Annotated in this window: 24 protein-coding genes; 7 read left to right on the top strand and 17 right to left on the bottom strand. The window is 70.3% G+C overall.

Annotated elements, in window-relative coordinates:
* Positions 1-13: 13 nt before the first annotated feature.
* From rplS to ABD331_RS08510, 10 genes are all read right to left on the bottom strand, one after another.
* Positions 14-376 (bottom strand): 50S ribosomal protein L19, encoded by a 363-nt coding sequence (gene rplS / locus ABD331_RS08555; RefSeq protein ID WP_080042338.1) that lies wholly within the window; start codon positions 374-376, stop codon positions 14-16.
* A 137-nt stretch (positions 377-513) separates the two neighbouring features.
* Positions 514-1,293 carry a tRNA (guanosine(37)-N1)-methyltransferase TrmD gene (gene trmD, locus ABD331_RS08550; RefSeq protein WP_344472329.1) on the bottom strand — a complete coding sequence of 260 codons (780 nt, stop codon included), beginning with the start codon at positions 1,291-1,293 and terminating at the stop codon, positions 514-516.
* Positions 1,293-1,793, bottom strand: coding sequence for a ribosome maturation factor RimM (rimM, locus tag ABD331_RS08545; protein WP_344472327.1), 501 nt, complete (start codon positions 1,791-1,793; stop codon positions 1,293-1,295). The genes trmD and rimM overlap by 1 nt, the downstream gene beginning before the upstream one ends.
* A gap of 69 nt (positions 1,794-1,862) precedes the next feature.
* On the bottom strand, positions 1,863-2,108 hold the full coding sequence (locus ABD331_RS08540) for an RNA-binding protein (protein WP_043634919.1): 246 nt from the start codon (positions 2,106-2,108) through the stop codon (positions 1,863-1,865).
* A gap of 1 nt (position 2,109) precedes the next feature.
* Entirely contained in the window at positions 2,110-2,550 is a 441-nt protein-coding gene (rpsP, locus tag ABD331_RS08535) for a 30S ribosomal protein S16 (RefSeq protein ID WP_344472325.1), read from the bottom strand.
* A gap of 317 nt (positions 2,551-2,867) precedes the next feature.
* A complete protein-coding gene (gene ffh / locus ABD331_RS08530; protein ID WP_344472323.1) occupies positions 2,868-4,415 on the bottom strand; it encodes a signal recognition particle protein in 1,548 nt (515 codons plus the stop codon).
* A 57-nt stretch (positions 4,416-4,472) separates the two neighbouring features.
* Positions 4,473-5,060 (bottom strand): GTP-binding protein, encoded by a 588-nt coding sequence (locus tag ABD331_RS08525; RefSeq protein WP_148435125.1) that lies wholly within the window; start codon positions 5,058-5,060, stop codon positions 4,473-4,475.
* Positions 5,041-5,436: a DUF742 domain-containing protein gene (locus tag ABD331_RS08520; protein WP_148435124.1), complete on the bottom strand. Its 396-nt coding sequence runs from the start codon at positions 5,434-5,436 to the stop codon at positions 5,041-5,043. The genes ABD331_RS08525 and ABD331_RS08520 overlap by 20 nt, the downstream gene beginning before the upstream one ends.
* Positions 5,437-5,441: 5 nt before the next feature.
* On the bottom strand, positions 5,442-5,864 hold the full coding sequence (locus ABD331_RS08515; RefSeq protein WP_020546542.1) for a roadblock/LC7 domain-containing protein: 423 nt from the start codon (positions 5,862-5,864) through the stop codon (positions 5,442-5,444).
* A gap of 67 nt (positions 5,865-5,931) precedes the next feature.
* Complete coding sequence (locus ABD331_RS08510) at positions 5,932-8,862, bottom strand: sensor histidine kinase (protein ID WP_344472320.1); 2,931 nt, start codon at positions 8,860-8,862, stop codon at positions 5,932-5,934.
* A 392-nt stretch (positions 8,863-9,254) separates the two neighbouring features.
* On the opposite strand from ABD331_RS08510, the gene ABD331_RS08505 reads away from it, so the two are divergent.
* From ABD331_RS08505 to ABD331_RS08475, 7 genes are read left to right on the top strand one after another with little or no spacing between them, the layout of a single operon-like run.
* Positions 9,255-10,244 carry an ABC transporter substrate-binding protein gene (locus ABD331_RS08505; protein WP_344472318.1) on the top strand — a complete coding sequence of 330 codons (990 nt, stop codon included), beginning with the start codon at positions 9,255-9,257 and terminating at the stop codon, positions 10,242-10,244.
* Positions 10,241-11,017 carry an ABC transporter permease gene (locus ABD331_RS08500; RefSeq protein ID WP_344472316.1) on the top strand — a complete coding sequence of 259 codons (777 nt, stop codon included), beginning with the start codon at positions 10,241-10,243 and terminating at the stop codon, positions 11,015-11,017. The genes ABD331_RS08505 and ABD331_RS08500 overlap by 4 nt, the downstream gene beginning before the upstream one ends.
* Complete coding sequence (locus tag ABD331_RS08495) at positions 11,014-11,793, top strand: ABC transporter permease (RefSeq protein ID WP_344472314.1); 780 nt, start codon at positions 11,014-11,016, stop codon at positions 11,791-11,793. The genes ABD331_RS08500 and ABD331_RS08495 overlap by 4 nt, the downstream gene beginning before the upstream one ends.
* Before the next feature lie 18 nt (positions 11,794-11,811).
* Positions 11,812-12,816 carry a methyltransferase gene (locus ABD331_RS08490; RefSeq protein WP_344472312.1) on the top strand — a complete coding sequence of 335 codons (1,005 nt, stop codon included), beginning with the start codon at positions 11,812-11,814 and terminating at the stop codon, positions 12,814-12,816.
* A 48-nt stretch (positions 12,817-12,864) separates the two neighbouring features.
* Positions 12,865-13,851 carry an ABC transporter substrate-binding protein gene (locus ABD331_RS08485; RefSeq protein ID WP_344472310.1) on the top strand — a complete coding sequence of 329 codons (987 nt, stop codon included), beginning with the start codon at positions 12,865-12,867 and terminating at the stop codon, positions 13,849-13,851.
* The gene (locus ABD331_RS08480) at positions 13,848-14,792 is read left to right on the top strand and encodes an ABC transporter permease (RefSeq protein WP_344472308.1); all 945 of its coding nucleotides are present in this window, start codon (positions 13,848-13,850) and stop codon (positions 14,790-14,792) included. Before ABD331_RS08485 ends, ABD331_RS08480 begins: the two co-directional genes overlap by 4 nt.
* Complete coding sequence (locus ABD331_RS08475) at positions 14,789-15,580, top strand: ABC transporter permease (protein ID WP_344472306.1); 792 nt, start codon at positions 14,789-14,791, stop codon at positions 15,578-15,580. Before ABD331_RS08480 ends, ABD331_RS08475 begins: the two co-directional genes overlap by 4 nt.
* A 6-nt stretch (positions 15,581-15,586) precedes the next feature.
* On the opposite strand, the gene ABD331_RS08470 is transcribed toward ABD331_RS08475, so the two are convergent.
* From ABD331_RS08470 to ABD331_RS08440, 7 genes are all read right to left on the bottom strand, one after another.
* A complete protein-coding gene (locus ABD331_RS08470) occupies positions 15,587-16,558 on the bottom strand; it encodes a nitrilase-related carbon-nitrogen hydrolase (protein WP_344472304.1) in 972 nt (323 codons plus the stop codon).
* Complete coding sequence (locus tag ABD331_RS08465; RefSeq protein WP_344472302.1) at positions 16,555-16,989, bottom strand: DUF3598 family protein; 435 nt, start codon at positions 16,987-16,989, stop codon at positions 16,555-16,557. Before ABD331_RS08465 ends, ABD331_RS08470 begins: the two co-directional genes overlap by 4 nt.
* A gap of 4 nt (positions 16,990-16,993) precedes the next feature.
* Entirely contained in the window at positions 16,994-18,373 is a 1,380-nt protein-coding gene (locus tag ABD331_RS08460) for an aldehyde dehydrogenase family protein (RefSeq protein WP_344472300.1), read from the bottom strand.
* Between the two features lie 78 nt (positions 18,374-18,451).
* On the bottom strand, positions 18,452-19,039 hold the full coding sequence (locus ABD331_RS08455) for a GTP-binding protein (RefSeq protein ID WP_080042356.1): 588 nt from the start codon (positions 19,037-19,039) through the stop codon (positions 18,452-18,454).
* A complete protein-coding gene (locus tag ABD331_RS08450; RefSeq protein ID WP_372513467.1) occupies positions 19,020-19,439 on the bottom strand; it encodes a DUF742 domain-containing protein in 420 nt (139 codons plus the stop codon). The genes ABD331_RS08455 and ABD331_RS08450 overlap by 20 nt, the downstream gene beginning before the upstream one ends.
* Positions 19,439-19,861, bottom strand: a complete 423-nt coding sequence (locus ABD331_RS08445; protein WP_080042345.1) for a roadblock/LC7 domain-containing protein — start codon at positions 19,859-19,861, stop codon at positions 19,439-19,441. Before ABD331_RS08445 ends, ABD331_RS08450 begins: the two co-directional genes overlap by 1 nt.
* Entirely contained in the window at positions 19,858-22,746 is a 2,889-nt protein-coding gene (locus tag ABD331_RS08440; protein WP_344472297.1) for a sensor histidine kinase, read from the bottom strand. The genes ABD331_RS08445 and ABD331_RS08440 overlap by 4 nt, the downstream gene beginning before the upstream one ends.
* Between the last annotated feature and the right edge of the window lie 139 nt (positions 22,747-22,885).

Genomic DNA, 22,885 nt, shown 5'->3' with positions numbered 1-22,885 from the left:
GGAAGACCACTGGTTACTTGGCGGCCGTCGTCTCGCGCTTCTCGCGGATGCGGGCGGCCTTGCCGCGCAGGTCGCGCATGTAGTAGAGCTTGGCGCGACGCACGTCGCCGCGGGTCACGAGCACGATCTTCTCGATGACCGGGCTGTGCACCGGGAAGGTGCGCTCGACGCCGACGCCGTAGCTGACCTTGCGGACCGTGAAGGTCTCGCGGGCACCGCTGCCCTGACGGCGCAGCACGAAGCCCTTGAAGACCTGGATGCGGGAGCGGTTGCCTTCGACGACGCGGACGTGAACCTCGAGCGTGTCACCGGGGCGGAACGCCGGCACGTCGCCGCGCAGGGTCGCCTTCTCGAGCTCCTGGATCTTCGTGTGCATGAGAGCAGTCCTCAAGTCCTCGCGAGCACGCGGAGGTCCACCCGGCCGGAGCTCGCGGCGGACACGCTTGCTGATTTGATGAACCCGGGACCGTTTCCCGGGCATGACGGACCAACCGATAGACGGTTGGCAGCGATTCAGTTTGCCATATCTTCCGGCTGGAGGCGAAACGAGAGCTCTTCGAGCAGCTTCCTGTCGTGCTTGTCGAGCGTCTCAGGGTCGAGCGCCGCCGCCAGTTCCGGCCGGTTCCGCACGGTACGCCGGATCGCCTCGTCTCGCCGCCACCGGGCGACTTTTCCGTGATGCCCGGACAGCAGCACGGCGGGCACCTCGTGCCCGCGCCACACGGGCGGCTTGGTGTAGACGGGCCCCTCGACGAGGTTCCGCATCGACCCGGGCGCGAACGAGTCGTCCACGGCCGACTGGGCGTTGCCCAGTACGCCGGGCAGCAGCCTGCCGATGGCCTCCACCATGACCAGCACCGCGACCTCGCCGCCGGCCAGCACGTAGTCGCCGATGCTGACCTCGTCCACGCGCAGGCGGGCGGAGTAGTCGGCCATCACCCTGGAGTCGATGCCCTCGTACCGGCCGCACGCGAACAGCAGCCACGGCTCGCCGGCCAGCTCCTGCGCGAGCTCCTGGGTGAACGGCCGCCCGCTGGGGGTCGGGACGATCATCCGGGGCGCGCCGTCGCCGGCGACGGCGTCGATGGCCTCGCCCCACACCTCGGGCTTCATGACCATGCCGGGCCCCCCGCCGTACGGGGTGTCGTCGACGGTCTTGTGCACGTCGTGAGCCCACTCGCGGAGCTGGTGCAGCCGTACGTCGAGGGTGCCGCGCTCGCGGGCCTTGCCGATGAGCGAGACGTCCAGCGGCGCGAAGTACTCGGGGAAGATCGAGATGATGTCGAGCCGCATCACAGCAGCCCTTCCGGGGGATCGACGACGAGCCGGCCCGCCTCCACGTCCACCTCGGGCACCAGCTCCCGCACGAACGGGATGAGCGCGTCCTCCTGGCCCTTCCTGCGCACCACGAGCAGGTCCTGGCCGTGGTGCAGGACGTCTTCGACCTCGCCGACCGGCTCGCCCGAGACGGTCTGCACGGCCAGCCCGATGAGCTGGTGGTCGTGGAACTCGTCGGGGTCGTCGGACGGCGTGACCTCGGAGGAGTCGATGACGAGCATGGTGCCGCGCAGTTCCTCGGCGGCGTCGCGGCCGACGACCCCCTCGAACGTCAGCAGCAGCACGCCCTTGTGCCACCGGCGATTGGCGACGACGAGCGGCCCGCGATCGGCGGGGTCGGTCGCGATCGGCGTGCCCGTGGCGAAGCGCAGCTCGGGATCGTCGGTGCGCACCTCCACGGTCACGTCACCGCGTACGCCGTGCGGGCGGCCTATCCGGCCGACGACGAGCTGCACGTGAAAAACCTTCCTCTACGCGGAGCGCCCCCATCGGAACGAGCCGATGAGGGCGCACAAAACCTGACGCTAACGGACCGCTTCGTGCAGGTCGAGCAGATCGACCCGCACGTATTTCCCGTCGGCCAGGGCGTTCACGACCGTGCGCAGCGCCTTGGCGGTGCGCCCGCCGCGTCCGATGACCTTGCCCAGGTCCTCGGGGTGCACCCGGACCTCCAGGACGCGCCCGCTGCGAATGCGGCGTGCGCGGACCCGGACATCGTCGGGATGTTCGACGATGCCCTTAACGAGGTGCTCGAGAGCCTCCTCGAGCACGTCAGCCCTCGCCCTCGGTCGGGGTCTCGGCGGGGGCCTCGGCCTCGTCCTTCTTCTTGCTCTTACGCGGCGTGGTGGCCGCGGTGCCGGTGTCGCCACCGGACACCGTCTCCTTGGCCGCGGCCTCGTAGAGGGCGTGGCGGTCGGGCGCGGGCTCGGCCACCTTCAGCGGCGCCGGAGCGGGCTCGCCCTTGAACTTCTGCCAGTCACCGGTGAGCTTGAGCAGCTTGAGCACCGGCTCGGTCGGCTGCGCGCCGACACCCAGCCAGTAAGCAGCCCGCTCGGCGTCGATCTCGATGCGCGAAGGGTTCTGCTTGGGGTGGTACAGGCCGATCTCCTCGATCGCCCGGCCGTCACGCTTGGTGCGGCTGTCGGCGACGACGATACGGTACTGAGCGTTGCGGATCATGCCGAGCCGCTTGAGCTTGATCTTGACTGCCACGGGTGTGGTCTCTCCTGCATTCGAGCGTGGGTGAACGGCATCTCGCCGAGTGGGGCACGACGGGACGACGCTCCAGGGACAGGCGTGTCCGGCGGGAGGTGAGAGGGCACCCGCATGGCCACGGTGTTCCAACATGCCATTGTGCCAGATCGACGGCACTGCCTACGACCTGTCACCACAGCACACCGCAAAGGTCCGGTAAGGGGCGGATACACCACCCCTCAGCCAGCCTCCTGACCGGGCGAGGGACGGATGCACCACCCCTCAGCCGACCACCTGACCGGGCGAGGGGCGGACGCGCCCGCCCCGCCGCCGGCCTACTTCTGACCGGGCAACCGCAGCTTGGACGGGTCGAAGCCGGGCGGCAGCTCCATGCCGGGCGGCAGCTTCCCGCCGAGGTTGCCCAGCACGCCGCCCTGCTTGGGCTCGTCGGGCGCCGACTCGGACGGCTGCTTGCCCAGCGCGGCCTTGCGCGGGTCGCCGCTGACGCGCCGCCCCTTCTTGGCCTTCTTCTGCGCCTTGGCGTTCTTGCCCTTCCCGCCGGGCATGCCGGGGATGCCCATCCCGCCGGCCATCCGCTTCATCATCTTCTGGGCCTCGTAGAAGCGGGTGATGAGGTTGCTCACGGCGCTCACGGACACGCCGGAGCCGGCGGCGATGCGGGCCCGGCGCGAGCCGTTGATGATCTTCGGGTCCTGCCGCTCGCCCGGGGTCATCGAGCGGATGATGGCCGCGATGCGGTCGAGGTCGCGGTCGTCGATGGAGTTGATCTGGTCGCGCATCTGCCCCATGCCGGGCATCATGCCGAGCAGGTTCTTGATGGGGCCCATTTTCTGGACCATCATCATCTGCTCGAGGAAGTCCTCCAGCGTGAAGTTCTCGCCCGAGGTGAGCTTGCCGGCCATCTTGGCGGCCTGCTCCTCGTCGAACGTCTTCTGCGCCTGCTCGATCAGGGTGAGGATGTCACCCATGTCGAGGATGCGCGAGGCCATCCGGTCGGGGTGGAAGGCGTCGAAGTCTTCGAGCTTCTCACCCGTGGACGCGAACATGATCGGCCGGCCGGTGATGTGCCGCACCGAGAGCGCCGCGCCACCGCGGGCGTCGCCGTCGAGCTTGGTCAGCACCACCCCGTCGAAGCCGACGCCCTCCATGAACGCCTGTGCCGTCGTGACGGCGTCCTGGCCGATCATGGCGTCGACCACGAACAGGGTCTCGTCGGGCGTGACCGCGTCGCGGATGTCGGCGGCCTGCTTCATCATCTCCTGGTCGATGCCGAGGCGGCCGGCCGTGTCGATGATGACGATGTCGTGGTTGAGGCGCCTGGCCTCGTCGAGCGATCGGCGGGCGACCTCGACCGGGTCGCCCACGCCGCTGCCCGGCTCGGGCGCGAAGACGGCGACCTGGGCGCGCTCGCCCACGACCTGGAGCTGCTGGACGGCGTTGGGCCGCTGCAGGTCGGCGGCGACGAGCATGGGGGCGTGCCCCTGCTCACGCAGCCACCTGGCCAGCTTGCCCGCCAGCGTCGTCTTGCCCGCGCCCTGCAGGCCCGCCAGCATGATGACGGTCGGCGGCGTCTTGGCGAAGCGCAGCCTGCGGGTCTCACCGCCGAGGATCCCGATCAGCTCGTCATTGACGATCTTGACGACCTGCTGCGCCGGATTCAGCGCCTGGGAGACCTCGGAACCGCGGGCACGCTCCTTGACCTGGGCGACGAACGCCTTGACCACCGGCAGCGCGACATCGGCCTCAAGCAGGGCGATGCGGATCTCGCGGGTGGTGGCGTCGATGTCGGCATCGGACAGCCGCCCCTTGGATCGGAGGGAGGAGAAGACCGATGTCAGCCGGTCGGATAGCGTCTCGAACACGTGGTTGGCCAGTCCTCGAAGCGAATGTACGTCTAAGACTCCAGCCTATCCGCTCCGCTAGCCGCTCCAGCCTGGCACGGCCATCCGGACGGTCAGCGCGTGCTCGACGAGCTGGATCAGGACGGTTTTCACCGAATCCTTCTTACGCGCGTCCAGCCGCACCATCGGGATGTGCGGGGACAGGGTGAGGGCGTCGCGTACCTCGGTGTCGCTGTGCGGGTACGACCCGTCCCAGCCGTTGATGCCCACCACGAAGGGAAGCTGCGCCTCCTCGAAGTAGTCGATGGCGGGGAAGCTGTCGGCCAGGCGGCGGGTGTCGACCAGGACGACCGCGCCGATCGCGCCGCGTACGAGGTCGTCCCACATGAACCAGAACCGGTGCTGCCCGGGCGTGCCGAACAGGTACAGGATCAGGTCGCGGTCCAGTGACACGCGCCCGAAGTCCATGGCGACGGTCGTGGTCGACTTCAGCGGGGTCATGCCGAGGTCGTCGATGCCGGCGGAGGCGTCGGTCATGACGGCCTCCGTCGTCAACGGCATGATCTCCGACACCGCGCCGACGAACGTCGTCTTGCCCACCCCGAAGCCCCCTGCCACGACGATCTTCGTCGAGGTGAGGCCGGGGCTAGAGCCTGCGTAGTCCACTGAGCACCCTTTCCAGCAGGTTGACGTCCGGTCTGCCTGCCTCGAGCTGCGGCTGATGCACCCGAACCAGGCCTTCCGCCGCCATGTCCGCGATCAGAACACGCACCACGCCGAGCGGGATCCGCAGCAGCGCCGACACCTCGGCCACCGATCTGACCTGGAGACAGAGCTGGCTGATCGCCTTGTACTCGGGCGTGATGTGCGAGAACTCCCGGTGCTCGGCGGTCGCCGAGGACACCAGGGCCTCCATCGCCAGCTTGACCTTGGGCGCGGTCCGCCCGCCCGTCACGGCGTACGGCCGCACCGGGGAGGCGGGGTCATGGCTGGGAGGCGGGGGCGGGGGCTCCCAGCCGCCGCTGTTCCACGAATTCGTCACCTACATCACCTGGTCTGGCTGGCGCGCAGCTCGGCACGCACAGCCGGAGTCAGCACCTGACCGGCGCGATCCACCATCAGCGTCATCTGATACGCCACCAGACCCATGTCGCAATCCGGCGCCGCCAGCACCGCCAGGCACGAGCCGTCACTGATCGACATGATCAGCATCAGGCCCCGCTGCATCTCCACGATCGTCTGATTGACCGCACCACCCTCGAACACCCTGGCCGCACCCTGCGTCAGCGACACCAGACCCGACGCGATGGCCGCGAGCTGGTCGGCCCGGTCGGCGGGGAAGCCCGACGACGCCGCCAGCGGCAACCCATCGGACGAGACCACCACGGCGTGCGCGACTCCCGGAACGGTGCTGACGAAGTCGGTGATTAACCAGTCCACCCCACGTGCCGCGTGGCTCAGGTCATTCATGCGTTCTCCTTCGTCGATCGCATGAACGACAGTCGGCTGTGTGTGACTGGCCGCTCGCTACGCTCGCTCATGCGCCCTCATCCCTACTGTCACTTCTCGGGCCGGACCCGTACGTCCTGCCCTCGCTGATGTCGTCGCGCGCGGCTCGGAAGCCTTGCTGGAAGCTGGAGAGCCGGCTGCGCACCCGGTCGGGCGAGACCGCCGGCATCGGTGCGACGCCCTTGGGCGCCGAGACGGTGTCCGCCGAGCCGGGCACCAGGTTGGCCTTGGGCACCCGCTTGGGCAGGCCTGCGGCTGTCGCGCCGTCGCGCACCGGCTCGCGTACGGCCTCCGCCGCGCTCCAGCCCGCGTCGGCCTTGGCCGAGCCCCACGTGGCGTTGGCCTCGGCCGCGTTGTGGTCAAACCAGGCCGACTCCACCGAGGCGAAGATCGGCAGGTACTCGTCGCCTGCCGAGGCGGGCTTGACGGCGGGCATCGGGCCGGTCGCGGCCGACTCGGTCTCGGGGAAGCTGTTGAAGCTGCCTCTCGCCGTGTCGGGCTCGGCGAAGCTGTTGAAGCCGCCTCTGGCCGTGTCGGGCTCGGCGAAGCTGTTGAAGCCGCCTCTGGTCGGCAGCGGCTGTTCGGGGCCGCGCGTCCACGGGCGGGTCTCGTCGGGCAGCGCGCCGCGCTGCGGCAGGCCGCTCTCCCGCTGCGGCAGGCCGCTGTCGCCGGTCATCGGGCCGCGCGAGGACACCCAGACGTCGTTGGACGAGTCCGCCGACATCCAGCCGCCGGCCTCGGCGGGGAAGGCCGGGCCCGACGCCCAGGAGCCGCCGCCGCCTTGCGGGACGGGCTCCGACGGGTACGACGGATACGACGGGTGGCCGGGGCCGAGCTGGAACGACGAGGCGGGCCAGGGGCTGGCGGCGGCGGGCTGCGGCGTCTGGAACGCCTCCCTGGGCGGGCCGCTCGCGGCGGGCGTGCCGACGGGGGCGGCCTGCGCGCCGAGCAGCGACTCGGGGATCAGGACCATGGCGGTCAGGCCGCCGGAGCCGTGCGGGCGCAACTGCACGCGAATGCCGTGCCGGTGCGCCAGCCTGGCGACCACGAACAGGCCCATGCGGCGCGAGACGGAGACGTCCACGGTGGGCGCGTCGGTCAGGCGGAGGTTGGCCTGCGCCAGCTCCTCGCCGGTCATGCCGATGCCGGAGTCGCTGATGGAGAGCATGATGCCGCCGCCGTCGATGCGGCTGCCCGAGACGGGCACGCGGGTCTCGCGCGGCGAGAACGACAGCGCGTTCTCGATCAGCTCGGCGAGCAGGTGGATGACGTCGTTGACGGCCTGGCCGGCGATGGAGACGCCTTCGGGCACCTCCAGGACGACCCGCTCGTAGTTCTCGACCTCCGACAGGGAGGCGCGGGCGACGTCGACCAGCTTGACCGGCTGGCTCCAGCGGCGCGGCGGCTCCTGGCCGGCCAGGACCAGCAGGTTCTCGCTGTTGCGGCGCATGCGGGTGGCCAGATGGTCCAGCTTGAACAGGTTGCCGAGCCGCTGCTCGTCCTGCTCGCCCTGCTCCAGGCCGTCGATCAGGGTGATCTGACGTTCGACCAGCGTCTGGCTGCGGCGCGACAGGTTCACGAACATCGCGTTGACGTTGCTGCGGAGCTTGGACTCCTCACCGGCCAGGCGGACCGCCTCGCGGTGCACCTCGTCGAAGGCCCGCGCCACTTCACCGATCTCGTCCCTGGAGTTGATCTCGATGGGCGGGACGCGGAGCTGGTCGGGGTCCACGTCGGTGTTGCGGAGCTGGCGCACCAGGTCGGGCAGCGTGTGGCCGGCGATCTTCAGGGCGTCGCCGCGCAGGCGGCGCAGCGGGCGTACCAGCGAGCCGGCCATCAGGGCGGTGATCGCGAGGACCAGCACCAGCAGCGCGACCACGATGCCGATGTTGATCGCGGCGAGCTGCCTGTCGCCGCCGGCGACGTCGGTGCTCCGGGTGGCCACCTGTTCCGACAGCGACTTCTGCACCTGGTGGAGCCGGTCCACGGTCTCCGAGATGGCCTCGAACCAGCTGTCGGTGTCGTTCGCCGTCTTGCTGTCGAGCCTGCGCAGGTTGTCGCCGTTGTTGTTCAGCAGCACGGCGCGGCTGATGTAGAGCTCCGCGAGGCCGATCTTCCGGCTGGCCACCGTGTTGTTGAAGTCCTGGCGCTGCTCCGCGGTGGCGACCGTGTTGAACGTGGTCCGCTCGCTCTCGCGGCGGGAGCGGGCGTCGAGGAAGGCGTTGAACTCCGGCTCCTCGAACGAGCCGCGCACCAGCGCGACCGTCAGCAGCGCGCGTTGCTTGGACGCCTCCTCCTCCGCGCGGGCGATGGAGCGCAGCGCGGCGGCCGTCGCGATGAGCTGCTCGTCCGTGGAGCCCTGTCCGAGCTCGTCGTAGATCTGCAGCATGTCGGCGATGGTCTCGGAGTACTTCTCGACGGTGGGCAGCGGCGGGAGCTGCGAGCCCTTGACCGTCTGCCGCAGCGAGGCGAGCTGGCTGAGCCGGACCTCGATGCGGTCGAGGATCCTGCCGCCGAGAACCGACAGCGACGGCTCGACGGTCTTGGCCAGCGCCCGCGTACGGGTGACGTTGGCATCCACGATGCCCTGCTGGCTGTTGAGCTTGTCGTCGTCCCGCCTGCCCTCGGCGACGAAGCGGGCCGCGAGGTCACGCTCCATGCCGAGGTCGCGGGCGAGCTCACCGATCTGGGCGACCAGTCTTCCCGAGTCGTTGATGAGCTGGTACTGCTGCGCGCTGCTGATGGAGGTGGTGACGCGCAGCGCGCCCAGGATCACGGCCACGATCGTGGGGATGGCGATGAGAGCGATGAGGCGGGTGCGCACACGCCAGTTGCGCAGCGCGAACGAGCTGCCCGAGCGGGGCTGCTGCTGCGGCTTCTGCGGCGCCGCACCGCCCGCAGACTCTTCCGGAACGTCCGGAGCGCTACCACGACCGGAGCCGGTCGTTGTTGTCCTCACTGGTGGCAACCTCTCGCCATGGCCTGCTTCAGGGGGGTCTCAGCGGCTTCGTCACACGGACGAGTGATCGCAGGCAAGTTCGAGGCCCAATTTGAGCACAAACCTCATACTTAGGCCAACGTCTCGACCGTTTTCAACCGTTCCAACTCACACATTGTTCACGTGGCAAACCCCTGGACACGGAGCGCAACCAACACGCCAATCCGGACATATGGCCACTAAACCCCCTTTATCGCACTATTTACACAGTTAGCGGGGCACAGTCATATTTCCTAGATAAACGGCATAAACGTGGCATAGTGCTGCCGTTCGGATCTCCCCTCCGGTACGCTTCACGCCCGGCAACCTGTGCCGATCTCCAGAAGACTTCCCCCTGGTAGGAGAACCCCCCCATGACACGCAAACTGCGCTGTCACGCCATTGTTCTCGGCGTCACAGTCGCTCTCACCCTTGCCGGCTGCGGCGGGTCCGACAACACCGCGGACACCGCGCCCAACAGCAACGGCTTGGAGAAAACCACCATCACGGTCGGGGCGCTCCCCATTCCGGACCCGGTGTCGCTCTACATCGCCAACGCGAAGGGCTTCTTCAAGGAAGAGGGCCTGACCGTCACCCCGAAGATCATCACCGGTGGCGCCGCCGCCATTCCGGCGATCGAGAGCGGCTCGCTCGACATCTCGCAGACGAACTACGTCTCGACGTTCCTCGCGGTCAGCACCGGCAAGAAGATCAAGCTGGTCGCGGACATGTACCAGGCCGGCCCGAACACCTTCAACATCATGGTGCCGAAGGACTCCCCCATCAAGACGGTGGCGGACCTCAAGGGCAAGACCATCTTCGTCAACAACCTGCGCAACGTCGCCACGCTCGCGGTCACCTCGCAGCTCAAGGTGGCGGGCCTGACGGAGAACGACGTCACGTTCAAGGAGAAGCCGTTCCCCGACATGGGCAACGCGATCCTGAGCGGCCAGGCCGACGCGGGCTGGATCACCGAGCCGTTCATCACGGCCAACCAGAGCCAGCACGGCTTCCGCAAGCTGGCCGACACGATGACGGGTCAGACCGCCGACCTGCCCATCGCCGGCTGGATGGCCACCGAGGAGTGGGCCTCGAAGTACCCGAAGACGCTGGCCGCCTTCCAGCGGGCCATCTCCAAGGCCCAGCAGGTCGCATCCAGCGACCGCAAGGAGATCGAGGCCATGCTGCCGCAGTACACGAAGATCGACGCCAAGACGGCCTCGGTGATCACGCTGGGCGCGTACCCCAGTGAGCTGAACGCCAACCGCCTGCAGAAGGTCGCCGACCTCATGCTCGAGTACGGCTACCTGAAGAGCGCCATCGACGTGAAGTCCGTCATCGCGGCACCCGCCTCAAGCGGATGACCGGTGCACGACTGCTCCGCGGCGCCGTCGGCGCCGCGGGCTTCCTCGTTCTGGGGGAGTTGTTCATCCGCTTCGGGATCAACCAACAGCTCGACTTCCCCACCCCCTCGTCCATCCTGCTCGAAGCCGTGCGCCTGCCGGCCGACGCCGAGTTCGTCGCGGGCGTCGGCACGACCCTGACGAACTGGGCGCTCGGCCTGCTCCTCGCCACCGTCATCGCCGTGCCGGTGGGCGTGCTGCTCGGCGCGCTGACCCCCTTGGAGCGCGCCATCCGGCCGCTGCTGGAGTTCATGCGGCCGATCCCGTCCGTGGCGATCATCCCGCTGGCGATCCTGCTCATCCCGGTGGACGAGCTGATGAAGATCTCGGTCATCGTGTACGCCTCGGTCTGGCCGATCCTCATCAACACCCTCTACGGCATGCACGACGTGGACCCGGTCGCCAAGGAGTCGCTGCGCAGCTTCGGCTTCGGCCCCCTCGCCGTGCTGGCCAGGGTGAGCCTGCCCAGCGCCGCCCCGTTCGTCGCGACGGGCGTCAGGATCGCCGCCGGCATCGCGCTCGTCCTGGCGGTCAGCGCCGAGCTGCTGGCCGGCGGCATCAACGGGATCGGCGTCTACGTCAACGTCGCGGGCAGCGGCAACAGAACGGACCTCGTGATGGCGGCCACGGTCTGGGCCGGGGTCATCGGGGTGCTGGCGAACGTGCTGCTGCTGGCCGGGGAGCGCAGGCTCTTCCACTGGCACCGGATGCGGACGGGAGCGTCGGACTCGTGAAGAAGCTCTCCAAGTTCCTGGTGATCCCCGCCGTGCTCGTCGTGTGGGAGCTGGCGGCCCGGGTGATCGGCGACACCGATTTCCCGCCGCCCACGACGATCGTCGTGCGCATGTACGAGCTGTGGTTCTCCGGCCCCATCAGCACGGTGTTCCTCACCGACGACGCCATCGACAACATCCTGCCGAGCCTCGGCCGCATGTTCGGCGGCTGGGTCCTGGCTGCGGCGATCGGGATCGTGGCGGGCATGCTGCTCGGGCGCTCCCGGGCGGCGACCGACTACGTGGACCCGCTCATCGAGTTCGGCCGCGCGATCCCGCCGCCCCTGCTGCTCCCGGCGCTCATCGTGATCTTCCAGGACAGCCTGGCCACGCAGCTCGCCACGATCACCTTCGGCGTGGTGTGGCCGGTGCTGCTCAACTCGATCGACGGCGCCAGGGCGGTGGACCGCACGTACACCGAGACGGCCACCGTCTTCAACCTGAGCAGGGCGCAGCGGCTGCGGGTGGTCGTGCTGCCCGCCGCCTCGCCGAAGATCTTCGCCGGGCTGCGGCTGAGCCTCTCGCTGGCCCTGATCCTCATGGTCATCAGCGAGCTCATCGGCGGCAGCGACGGCATCGGCTACCAGCTCCTGCAGGCGCAGCGCAGTTTCGACGGCGCCGGGGTGTGGGCGGCGATCGCGCTGCTCGGCATCCTCGGCTACCTGGTGAACTCCCTGTTCGTGCTGGCCGAGCGGCGCGTGCTCGTCTGGCACCGGCAGGCCACCCGCAACCCGTGATCGTCCCTGGAAGGACATATGCCGCATTCCGATGACCTCTTATGGGGCGCCGTAGGAGACATCTCGCGTTTCGCGGCTCTGCTGACCATGGCGGAGCTGAACGTGGCCGACCATCTCGCGCACGGCCCGCTGAACACCGCCGACCTGGCACAGCGCTGCGGGGCGCACGCCCCCTCGCTGCGCCGGGTGCTGCGCGAGCTGGCCGGCATGGGCGTCGTCACGGCGGCCGGGCCCGACGCGTACGACCTCACGGAGAAGGGCACGGCCCTGCGCTCGGACGTGCCCGACTCCGTCCGCTCGTCGATCCGCATGCTCGGCGAGGAGAGCTTCTGGTACGCCATGGGCATGCTGCCCGCCACCGTGCGCGAAGGCAGCTCGGCCTTCATCAAGCGCTACGGCCTCATCTACGACCACCTCGCCGGGCACCCGGACGTCAGCCGGATGTTCGACGACTACATGACCGCCAGGGCCATCCCCTTCACCGAGGGCCTGGCCAAGCGCTACGCCTTCCCCGCCACCGCGACCATGGTGGACGTGGCGGGCGGCAAGGGGCACATCCTGGCCACGGTCCTGCACGCCAACCCGCAGATGCGGGGCGTGCTGTTCGACCTGGAGTACGTGATCGGGCACGCCAGGCAGACGCTGGCCGCCGAGGGCCTGTCCGACCGGGTGCGGATCGTCTCCGGCGACATGTTCGCCGGGGTTCCGGCGGGCGGCGACGTCTATCTGCTGGCGAGCGTCCTGCACAACTGGGACGATGACGACGCGGTCAGGATTCTGCGTAACGTCCGCGAGGCGATGAACGACGAAGGGCGCGTCCTCATCCTGGAGGTGGTGCTTCCCGACAGTGAGGAGCCGCACCTCGGCAAGGACATTGACATGCGGATGCTGGCGATCTTCAATGGCGGCACCGAGCGCAGCCGCGAGGAGTACGCCGCCGTGCTCGGCCATGCGGGGCTGGTGATCAGCGACGTCGTCGAACTCGGCTCCGGCGCCAACCTCATCGAGGCGAGGCGCCGCTGACCTCTCCTCAGCCTCCGCCGGATCACCGGACTCAGAAAGGCAGTGGCGATGCAACTGACCAGGATCGTAGTCGCGGGCATGGCAGTGGCGCTGGCGCTCAGCGCGTGCGGAGGCGGAGGAGGAGAGGGACAGGACGGCACTGCCGGCACCACGTCCGCCGGCGGGCTGGAGAAGACCCAGCTCCTGGTCGGCGTGGTGCCGGTGCCGTCTTCTGCCTCGCTCTTCATCGCGGAGAGACGCGGGTTCTTCAAGGAGGAGGGCCTGACGGTCAAGACCGAGATCATCCAGGCTCCCACGGCGGTCATGCCGAAGATCGTTAACGGCAGCATGGACGCGTTCATGACGAGCTACGTGGTGCTCATGACCATCAACGACTCGGGCGCGGCCAAGCTGAAGCTGTTCCAGCACACCATGGGCGGCGCGCCGAACGTCTCCGGCGTCGTCGTGGCCAAGGGCTCCCCCGTCAAGACGGTCGCCGACCTCAAGGGCAAGACGGTCGCGGTCAACGTGCTCAAGGCTTTGGGGCAGACGGTCACCAACGCCCACCTTCAGGAGGCCGGCGTCCGGCCGGAAGACGTCAAGTTCGTCCCCGTGTCGTTCGCCGACCAGCTCGGCGCGCTGTCCACGGGCAAGGTGGACGCGGCCTGGCTGGTCGAGCCGTTCCTGAGCGCGGCCAAGAAGAGCGGCGCCACCCAGATCGTCGACACCACCAGCGGCGTCACCGAGGGGGTGCCGATCGACGGGTGGGGCGTCACCGAGCAGTGGGTGAGCAAGTACCCGAAGACGGCGGCGGCCTTCCACCGGGCGCTGGCCAAGGCCCAGCAGATCGCCGGGGCCGATCGCAAGGCCATCGACGAGGTCGTGCCGACGTACACGCAGATCCCTGCGGACACGGCGGCGGCGATGACGCTCGGGACGTTCACCATGGAGGCCGACAAGGCCAGCGTGCAGAAGCTGGCCGACCTCATGCACGGCTACGGCTACCTGAAGGCCAAGGTGGACGTGGCGCAGCTCTTCGCGTCGGTCGGCGGATGATCCGTCGGCGGACCGGCCGCGACGAACTCGACGCCGGACCCGAGCGCGACCGGCCGGGCGCTGAACCCGAGCGCGACGAACTCGACGCCGGACTCGGGCGCGATGAGCCTGGCGCCGGATCGGGGCGGGACGCGCTCGACGCCCGGATGCGGCGCGGCGCGGCCGGCGGGCGGCGGCGGCGGCGCGCGGTGCTGGGGCTCGTCGGGGTGGTGGGGTTTCTGGCCGCCGCCGAGCTGGCCGGCCGCACCGGGCTGATCCCGGACTTCCTGCCGTACGTGTCGCACGTGCTCGCCACGGCCGCCACCCTCCCCCTGGACGCCCAGTTCAGGACGGACGTGCTGGCCACGCTGGGCCCGTGCCTGCTGGGCCTGCTGATCGCGATCGCGGTGGCCGTCCCGGCGGGCCTGCTGTTCGGGACGGTGCCGTTCATGGAGCGCTCGGCCCGCCCGCTGGTGGAGTTCCTGCGCCCGATCCCGTCGGTGGCGCTGATCCCGCTGGCGGTGTTCCTGTTCCCGGAGGGCCACGACGCGAAGACGGCGCTGGTCGTCTACACCTGCTCGTGGCCGCTGCTCATCAACACGATGTACGGCCTGAGCGACGTCGATCCGCTCGCCAAGGAGACGCTGCGCAGCTTCGGCTTCGGCCGGCTGGCGGTGGTGCTGCGGGTGAGCCTGCCGAGCGCGGCGCCGTTCATCGCGACGGGGGTGCGGATCGCGGTGGCGGTCACGCTCATCGTGGCGGTGAGCGTGGAGCTGCTGGCGCCTGGCGGCGGCGGGATCGGGGCGTTCCAGTCGCTGGCGGGCAGCGCCAACAGGCTCGACAGGGTGCTGGCGGCCACGGTGTGGGCCGGGGTGCTCGGGCTGGCGGCGAACCTGCTGTTCACGGCCGGTGAGCGGCGGTTGTTCCGGTGGCATCACGCGCGGACGGGGGAGGGCACGTGAGCGTCGTGCGGCGGGTCGCGTGGTACTGGCTGCTGCCCGTGGCGGTGCTGGTCTGGGAGCTGGTCACGCGGTCGGTGCAGGCCACGTACTTCCCGCCGCCGTCGCAGATCGTGACGCGGCTGCGGGAGCTGTGGTTCTCCGGGCCGCCGTCGCGGGTGTTCCTGACCGACGAGGCGGTGGCGGACCTGGTGCCGAGCCTGTCCAGGCTGTTCGCCGGGTGGTCGATCGCGTGCTTGGCGGGGGTGCTGGTCGGGGTGGTGCTGGGGCGCTCGTCCTGGCTGGCGGGGCTGGTCGAGCCGCTGGTGCACTTCGGCAGGTCGGTCCCGCCCGCCGCGCTGCTGCCGGTGTTCCTGGTGTTGTTCAAGGTCGGCACGCCGATGCAGGTGGCGTCCATCGTGTACGGCGTCGTCTGGCCGGTGCTGATCAACAGCATGGACGGCGCCCGCCACGTGGACCGGCAGTACATCGAGACGGGCGCGGTCTACCGGCTGAGCTCCTGGCAGCGCCTCACGAAGATCATCCTGCCTGCAGCAGCCCCGAAGATCTTCGCCGGGCTGCGGCTGAGCGTGTCGCTGGCGCTCATCATGATGGTCATCTCCGAGCTGGTGGGCAGCAGCGAAGGGGTCGGGCACCGGATGCTGGAGGCGCAGAGCCAGTTCGACATCCCGGCCATGTGGGCCGGGATCGTGCTGCTGGGGCTGCTCGGCATCGGGCTCAACGCGGCGTTCCTCGGCGTGGAGCGGGCGGTGCTGGGCTGGCACACGAGCGCCCGCACCGGCGACACCTGACCGAGATCAGCCGAACAACCGGGCGATGGCCTCCACCTGCCTCGCCCGGAGCGCCGCCCGATCGGGTACGCCTTTCGCGGGCCGCTCCACGTCGTGCCTGGCGTACTCGTCGGCCCACAGCCCGGTCTTGACGCGGCTGAGCAGGTTGGCCATGCCGGGCCGCAGCCGGGCGCGGCGCAGCGCGGCGAGGTCCAGCTCGGCCGCCGCGACCAGCGTCTCGCCCGGCCCCGCCTGGGCGAGCACCCGCCCCTGGTGGTCGATCACCTCGGAGCCGCCGTTGGTGGAGTCGCCGGGGATCGCGATGCCGGTCAGGCCGCCGCTGTTGGCCGACACCACGCAGGCCAGGTTCTCCACGGCGCGGGCGCGGCGGGCGACGGCCTTGGGGGTGAGCTGCGGTGACGACGCCTCCGACGTGGGGTTGCAGAGCACCTCGGCGCCGCGCAGCGCCAGCACGCGGGCCAGCTCCGGCATGAGGATCTCCTCGGAGGCGACCACGGCGAGGTTGCCGATCTCGGTGCGCGCCACCGGCAGCACCCCGTCGATGCCGTAGATCTCCAGGTACCGCTCCCACACGTCGTACGGCGTGGGCGAGAACAGCGAGTGCAGCCTGCGGTAGCGCAGCACGCTCCGCCCCGACGGCGCGAGGATCACCGTGGCCTGGAAGAACAGGTCGGGGAAGTGCTCGTCGCGCTCGTAGGCGTTGACGCACAGGAACACGTCCTGGCCGGCGGCGACGGCGCCGAGCGCGCGGTACTCGGGGCCGCCGGGGTCAATGGCCGCCCGGTCGCGCCACTGCGCGGTGCTCTCCCGCAGCGGGAAGCCGGTCAGCACGTACTCGGGCAGCACGACCAGGCGCAGCTCAGGCCCTAGCCACGCCTTCGAGCCCGCCACCTGCGCGCCGATGCGGTCGATCGCGGCCGCGACGCCCGCGCCGGGGCGGGTCTCCACCTGCAGCGCCAGCGCGGTGTACGCGGTCATCCGGCCCGCCGCTCGTCGATCAGCGTCCGCCGCACGCACACCCCGTCACGCAGCCACTGCCACACCCGGCTGCGCGTGCGGCCGTCCTCGCTCAGCACGATCAGCTCGAACAGCCGCAAGTCCTGCCCCTTGAACCGCCAGGTCAGGTAGATGGTGCTGTCGTCCAGCTCCCAGAACTCGCCCTTGAGCCGCTCGGTGTCGAAGCCGCACCGCCCGCCGCCGAGATACACGCCGGGGAACTCGTGCACCTCGGTGCGGCCGTCGTCCCAGGTGTAGCGGTTGGTCTGGTGGTAGACCTCGCCGCGGATCTCGCAGGTCATCCGCACCCGGTGCCGGTCGAGCAGCTCGCCGCCGGGGCCGACGTGGCGGTACTCGCCCTCCCATTCGCCCTCGTGCCTGGCCAGCAGCGGCATCTGCTCGCGCAGTCCCATCCGGTCACTCCTTCGTGCTGTGCCACCACGGGTCGGCGGCGTCGGATCGGTTGACCAGGAAGGCCCGGCGGCGCAGGAACCGGCTGATGGAGGCCGCGCCCATGCGCGAGCCGCCCAGGCCCGACAGGCGGAAGGAGTTCTTCTCGCCCTCGTGCACGAGCGCGGTCAGCCCGGCGTCGTTGACGCTCACGGCGCCGACCTGGAGGCGGGCCGCGACGGCGCGGGCCTGCTCCTCGCCGACGGCGAAGACGGCGGCCGACAGCCCGTAGACCGAGTCGTTGGCCAGCGCGACCGCCTCGTCGGGCCCGGAGACCGCCATGACCGGCAGCACCGGGCCGAACGTCTCCTCCGTCATGACGAGCATGCCGTGATCGACGCCGGACAGCACGGTGGGGCGGCACCAGTGGCCGCCGCCGTGCCGCTCGATGCGCCCGCCGGTGTGCACGGTCGCGCCCTTGGCCACGGCGTCGGCCAGGTGGGCGGCGATCACGTCCTCCTGGCCCGGCTTGATGATGGGCCCGATCGGGCCGCCCTCGCAGGTCAGGCCGACCTTCGAGGCCGCGGCCACGAGCCGGTCGAGGAAGTCGTCGTGCACCTCGCGGGCCACGTAGACGCGCTCGACGGACTGGCAGGACTGCCCGGCGTTCGCCGTCCCGCCCCACAGGACGGCCGCCGCGGCGCGGTCGAGGTCGGCTCCGGCCAGCACGATCGCCGGGTCCTTGCCGCCCAGCTCCAGGAACGCCGGCACGAACGCGCGGGCCGCCGCCAGCGCCACCTGCCGCCCCGTCGCGACGCTGCCGGTGAACACCACCGCGTCCACCAGGTCCACCAGCGCCGCGCCCGTGCCGCCGTCGCCCTCGACGACCCGCAACGGCAGGTCGTCGGGGACGAGCCGCATGAGCGGCTCGATGAAGCGGGGCGTCACCTCGCTCGGCTTGACCAGCACCGTGCAGCCGGCCGCCAGCGCCGGGACGGCGTCGATGAGGCCGAGCAGGAGCGGCAGGTTCCACGGGGTGATCACCCCCACCAGCTCGTACGGCACCGCGTCGCCCGCCACCGACACCCCTGGCAGGGAGGCCGGGCGCTCGGCGGGCGGGGCGAGCAGCGCGGGCGCCTGGCGTACCCAGCGGTCGATGAGCGCGGCCACCAGCCGGCGCTCCAGCAGCGACTCCCCCACCCTGCCGGTGTCGGCCACCAGGGCGGAGAGCAGGGCGTCGTCATCGGCCAGCGCGGCCCCGAAGCGGGACAGCGCCGCCCCGCGATCGGCGCTCAGCCAGGCGGGGGCCCGCTCGCGCAGCCCGGCCGCGACGGCGGCCAGCCGATCGGGCGGGGTCGGAGCGAGCGGTCTGTCGGATTGCCCGGTGATCGGGTTCCTCACGTTCATGCGGTGCGGGCTCCTGCGATGCTCGGCGGGAGCCATTGTGATCATGTGATCGGGCCCGCGTCAACGGGCTCGCGGAGGTCAGCCGCCCCAGCCGGGGACGGCCATGCGGACGGTCAGGGCGTGCTCGACGAGCTGGATCAGCGCGTTCTTCACCGAATCCTTCTTGCGGGCGTCCAGCCGCACCATCGGGATGTGCGGCGCCAGCGTCAGCGCGTCGCGCACCTCGGTGTCGCTGTGCGGGTACTGGCCGTCCCAGCCGTTGATGCCCACCACGAACGGGAGTTGCGCCTCCTCGAAGTAGTCGATGGCGGGGAAACTGTCGGCCAGCCGACGCGTGTCGACCAGCACGACCGCGCCGATGGCGCCGCGCACCAGGTCGTCCCACATGAACCAGAACCGGTGCTGCCCGGGCGTGCCGAACAGGTACAGGATCAGGTCACGGTCCAGGGAGACCCGGCCGAAGTCCATGGCGACGGTCGTGGTCGACTTCAGCGGTGTCATGCCGAGGTCGTCGATCCCGGCGGAGGCGTCCGTCATGACGGCCTCCGTCGTCAACGGCATGATCTCCGACACCGCTCCCACGAACGTCGTCTTGCCCACCCCGAAGCCCCCTGCCACGACGATCTTCGTCGAGGTGAGGCCGGGGCTAGAGCCTGCGAAGTCCACTGAGCACCCTTTCCAGCAGATTGACGTCCGGCCTGCCGGCGTCCAGCTGTGGCTGATGCACGCGGACCAGACCTTCGGCGGCCATGTCAGCGATCAGCACGCGGACCACGCCGAGCGGGATCCGCAGCAGGGCCGACACCTCTGCCACGGACCGCACCTGCCGGCACAGTTGACTGATCGCCTGGTACTCCGGCGTGATGTGGGAGAACTCGCGCTGCTCGGCGGTCGCCGAGGACACGAGGGCCTCCATCGCCAGCTTGACCCGCGGCGCCGTCCGTCCACCTGTCACCGCGTACGGGCGGACGGGCGATGCGGGGTCGGGATTCAGCTGCGACTGGGACTGGGGCTGAGGCGGAGGGGCCCAACCGCCGCTGTTCCATCTCGGGTCCGTCACGTACATCACCTGGTCTGGCTGGCGCGCAGCTCGGCACGCACAGCCGGAGTCAGCACCTGACCGGCGCGATCGACCATCAGCGTCATCTGATACGCCACCAGACCCATGTCACAGTCCGGCGCCGCCAGCACCGCCAGGCACGAGCCGTCACTGATCGACATGATCAGCATCAGGCCCCGCTGCATCTCCACGATCGTCTGATTGACCGCACCACCCTCGAACACCCTGGCCGCACCCTGCGTCAGCGACACCAGGCCCGACGCGATGGCGGCCAGCTGATCGGCCCGGTCAGCAGGAAAGCCCGCGGAAGCCGCCAGCGGCAGCCCATCGGACGAGACGACCACCGCGTGCGCCACGCCTGGGACCGTGCTGACGAAGTCCGTGATCAGCCAGTCGACGCCGCGTGCCGCGTGGCTGAGGTCGTTCATGCTCCCTCCTCTCTCTCACTCTGCTTGGGGCCGGTGGGCGGGAGTGCCCTGCCCTCGGTGATGTCGTCGCGTGCCGCCCGGAAGCCCTGCTGGAAGCTGGAGAGCCGGTTGCGCACCCGGTCGGGCGACACCGACGGCATCGGTGTCACGCCCTGCGGGGAGGCTGCGGTGTCCGCCGAGCCGGGCACCAGGTTGGCCTTGGGCACCCGTTTGGGCAGGCCGGCCGCCGTCGCGCCGTCGCGTACCGGTTCCACCACTGCCTCCGCCGCGCTCCAGCCCGCGTCCGCCTTCGAGGAGCCCCAGCTCGCGCCGTTCGTGTCGCGGCCGAACCAGGCGGACTCCACCGCGGCGAAGATCGGGAGGTAGTCGTCGCCGGCGGACGCGGGCGGTGCCGCCGGCATGGGGTCGGTGCCGCTCCCTGACTCGGAGTCGGGGTAGTCGAACCCCGGTCGCTGCGGCGGGTTGGTGTCCTGGCTCCAGCCGCCGGGCGGTGGTGCGGGGACGGGTCGTTTGGGCAGGCTGCGCTCGCCGTTCCAGGCCGGGCCGCGGGGCGGGGTCCAGATGTCGCCGCTCTGGAAGCCGCTGCGCGGCTCCGACGGCCAGGCGGTCGGGTCCGGCTGCCAGCCGGGCGGGCTCCCCCAGTTGCCGCCCGCCTCGGGGTTCGACGGGAACGAGGGGTGGCCGGGGCCCATCTGGAACGTCTGCTGCGGCCAGTCGGTGGCCGGTGGGGCGGGATGCGGCCCGGAGTACGGCTCGCCGCCAGGACCACCAGGACCACCAGGACCACCAGGACCGCCGGGGCCGCCCGCCGCGGAGCCCGCGAAGGCCGGGGGCTGATCGCTGGAGAAGGGCGACGGCTGGTCCGGGGGGAACGCGGGCGGCTGGTTGCCGGAGAAGGACGGCGGCTGGTCCGGGGGGAACGCCGGCGGCTGGTTGCCGGAGAAGGACGGCGGCTGGTTGCCCGAGAACGACGGCATCCCGGCGAAGGCCGGAGCCTGGGAGCCCAGCATGTTCTCCGGGATCAGCACCATCGCGGTCAGCCCGCCGGAGCTGTGCGGGCGCAACTGCACGCGGATGCCGTGCCGGTGCGCCAGCCTGGCGACCACGAACAGGCCCATCCGCCGCGACACCGACACGTCCACGCTGGGCGCCTCGGTCAGCCGCTCGTTGGCCTGGACCAGCTCCTCCTGCGTCATGCCGATGCCGGAGTCGGTGATCGACAGCATCACGCCGCCGCCGTCGATCCTGCTGCCGGACACCGTCACCCTGGTCTCGCGCGGCGAGAACGACAGCGCGTTCTCGACCAGCTCGGCGAGCAGGTGGATGACGTCGTTGACGGCCTGCCCCGCCACCGACACCCCGTCGGGCACCTGGAGGACGACCCGCTCGTAGCTCTCGACCTCCGACAGGGAGGCGCGGGCCACGTCCACCAGCTTGACCGGCTGGCTCCAGCGGCGCGGCGGGTCCTGACCGGCCAGGACCAGCAGGTTCTCGCTGTTGCGGCGCATGCGGGTGGCCAGATGGTCCAGCTTGAACAGGTTGCCGAGCCGCTGCTCGTCCTGCTCGCCCTGCTCCAGGCCGTCGATCAGGGTGATCTGCCGCTCCACCAGCGTCTGGCTGCGGCGCGACAGGTTCACGAACATCGCGTTGACGTTGCTGCGCAGCCTGGACTCCTCGCCCGCCAGCCGGACCGCCTCGCGGTGCACCTCGTCGAAGGCCCGCGCCACCTCGCCGATCTCGTCGTGAGTGTCAACGCCTATCGGCGCGACGGGCGGGACCGTGCCATCGGTGCTCTCGCGCAACTGCCGCACGGTCTCCGGCAGGCGCTGCCCGGCGATGTCGAGCGCCTCGCGGCGCAGCCGGCGCAGCGGCCTGATGAGCGAGCTGGCGATGAGCGAGATGATCGCGATGACCACGATCAGCAGCAGCAGGATGAGGCCGCCGGAGATCAGCGCCGAGCGGTTGGCGGCCTCCTCCAGCGCTCGCGCGCGCAGGATGACGGAGGAGGACAGCTCCTTCTCCACGACCCGCAGCGCGTCGATCTTGCCGGTGCTGACCTCGACCCAGGTGGTCACGTCCTGGTCGGGCCGCACGCCGATGCTCAGCTCCTTGCCCTCGGCCGACTGGGCCATGGCCCGCAGCCGGAACAGGTCGGTCTGGTCGACGTCCTGGCCCACGACGGTGTTGCGGTACAGCTCGAGCTGGTCGAGGTTGGCCAGGACGCCGAAGAGCGTCTCCTCGCTCTCCTCGCGCGACTTGGCGTCGGTGAGCGCGTCCAGCTCGCCGCTGTCGAAGCTCTTGTTGTCCAGCGCGCTGGCCAGGATGCCGCGCTGCTTGGAGGCCTGCTCCTTGGCCCGCGAGATGGCGGCCATGGCGCTGGCGCTGTCGGCCACCTGGTCGTCCACCGCCACCTGGCCGACCTGGTCGTGGAACTGCAGCAGCCGGGCGATGATCTGCGAGTACTTCTGGATCATCGGCAGCGGCTGGATCTTGCCGTCGATGGCCGTCTCGCGCAGCGTCGGGATCTCCTCGAGCCGGCGCAGCACCGGGCGTACGGCCTCGGCATGGGTGTCGGAGAGCGCGAGCGCGCGCTGCTTGGCTTCCTCGATGAGGCTGTTGACCTGGCTGTGGGTGGTGCCGAGCTGCCCCTCGCGGTCCTGCGGCCGGCCTTGGGCGATGTACAGGGCGGTCTCGTCGCGTTCGAAGGACAGCTCGTGCGTGACGGCTCCGAGCTGCTCGCTCAGCTCGGCGACCTCCCGGAGGGTCTGGTACGTGTTGGCGTCACTGAGCGAGGTGACGACGTTCAGCCCGCCCAGGCCCACGGCGACGGCCGTCGGAACGACGATCAGCGCGATGAGGCGCGACCGCACGTGCCAGTTGCCCAATCCGAATCTCTTTGACGGTGGATTGGGCAGCCGTCGCTTCTGATGGCCGTGCGGCTCGCGGTCAGCGGAAGCTTCAGCGCTCTGCGTTCTCACTTGCCTTCGCAACCTCTCGCCCTTGAGGGAATTCTCGGTGACATGC

Origin of the sequence: Nonomuraea monospora (assembly GCF_039531895.1) — a bacterium.
Taxonomy (GTDB): Bacteria; Actinomycetota; Actinomycetes; order Streptosporangiales; family Streptosporangiaceae; genus Nonomuraea; species Nonomuraea monospora.
Note: the sequence above shows the minus strand (reverse complement) of the source record. Positions and strands in the feature narration are given on the sequence as shown.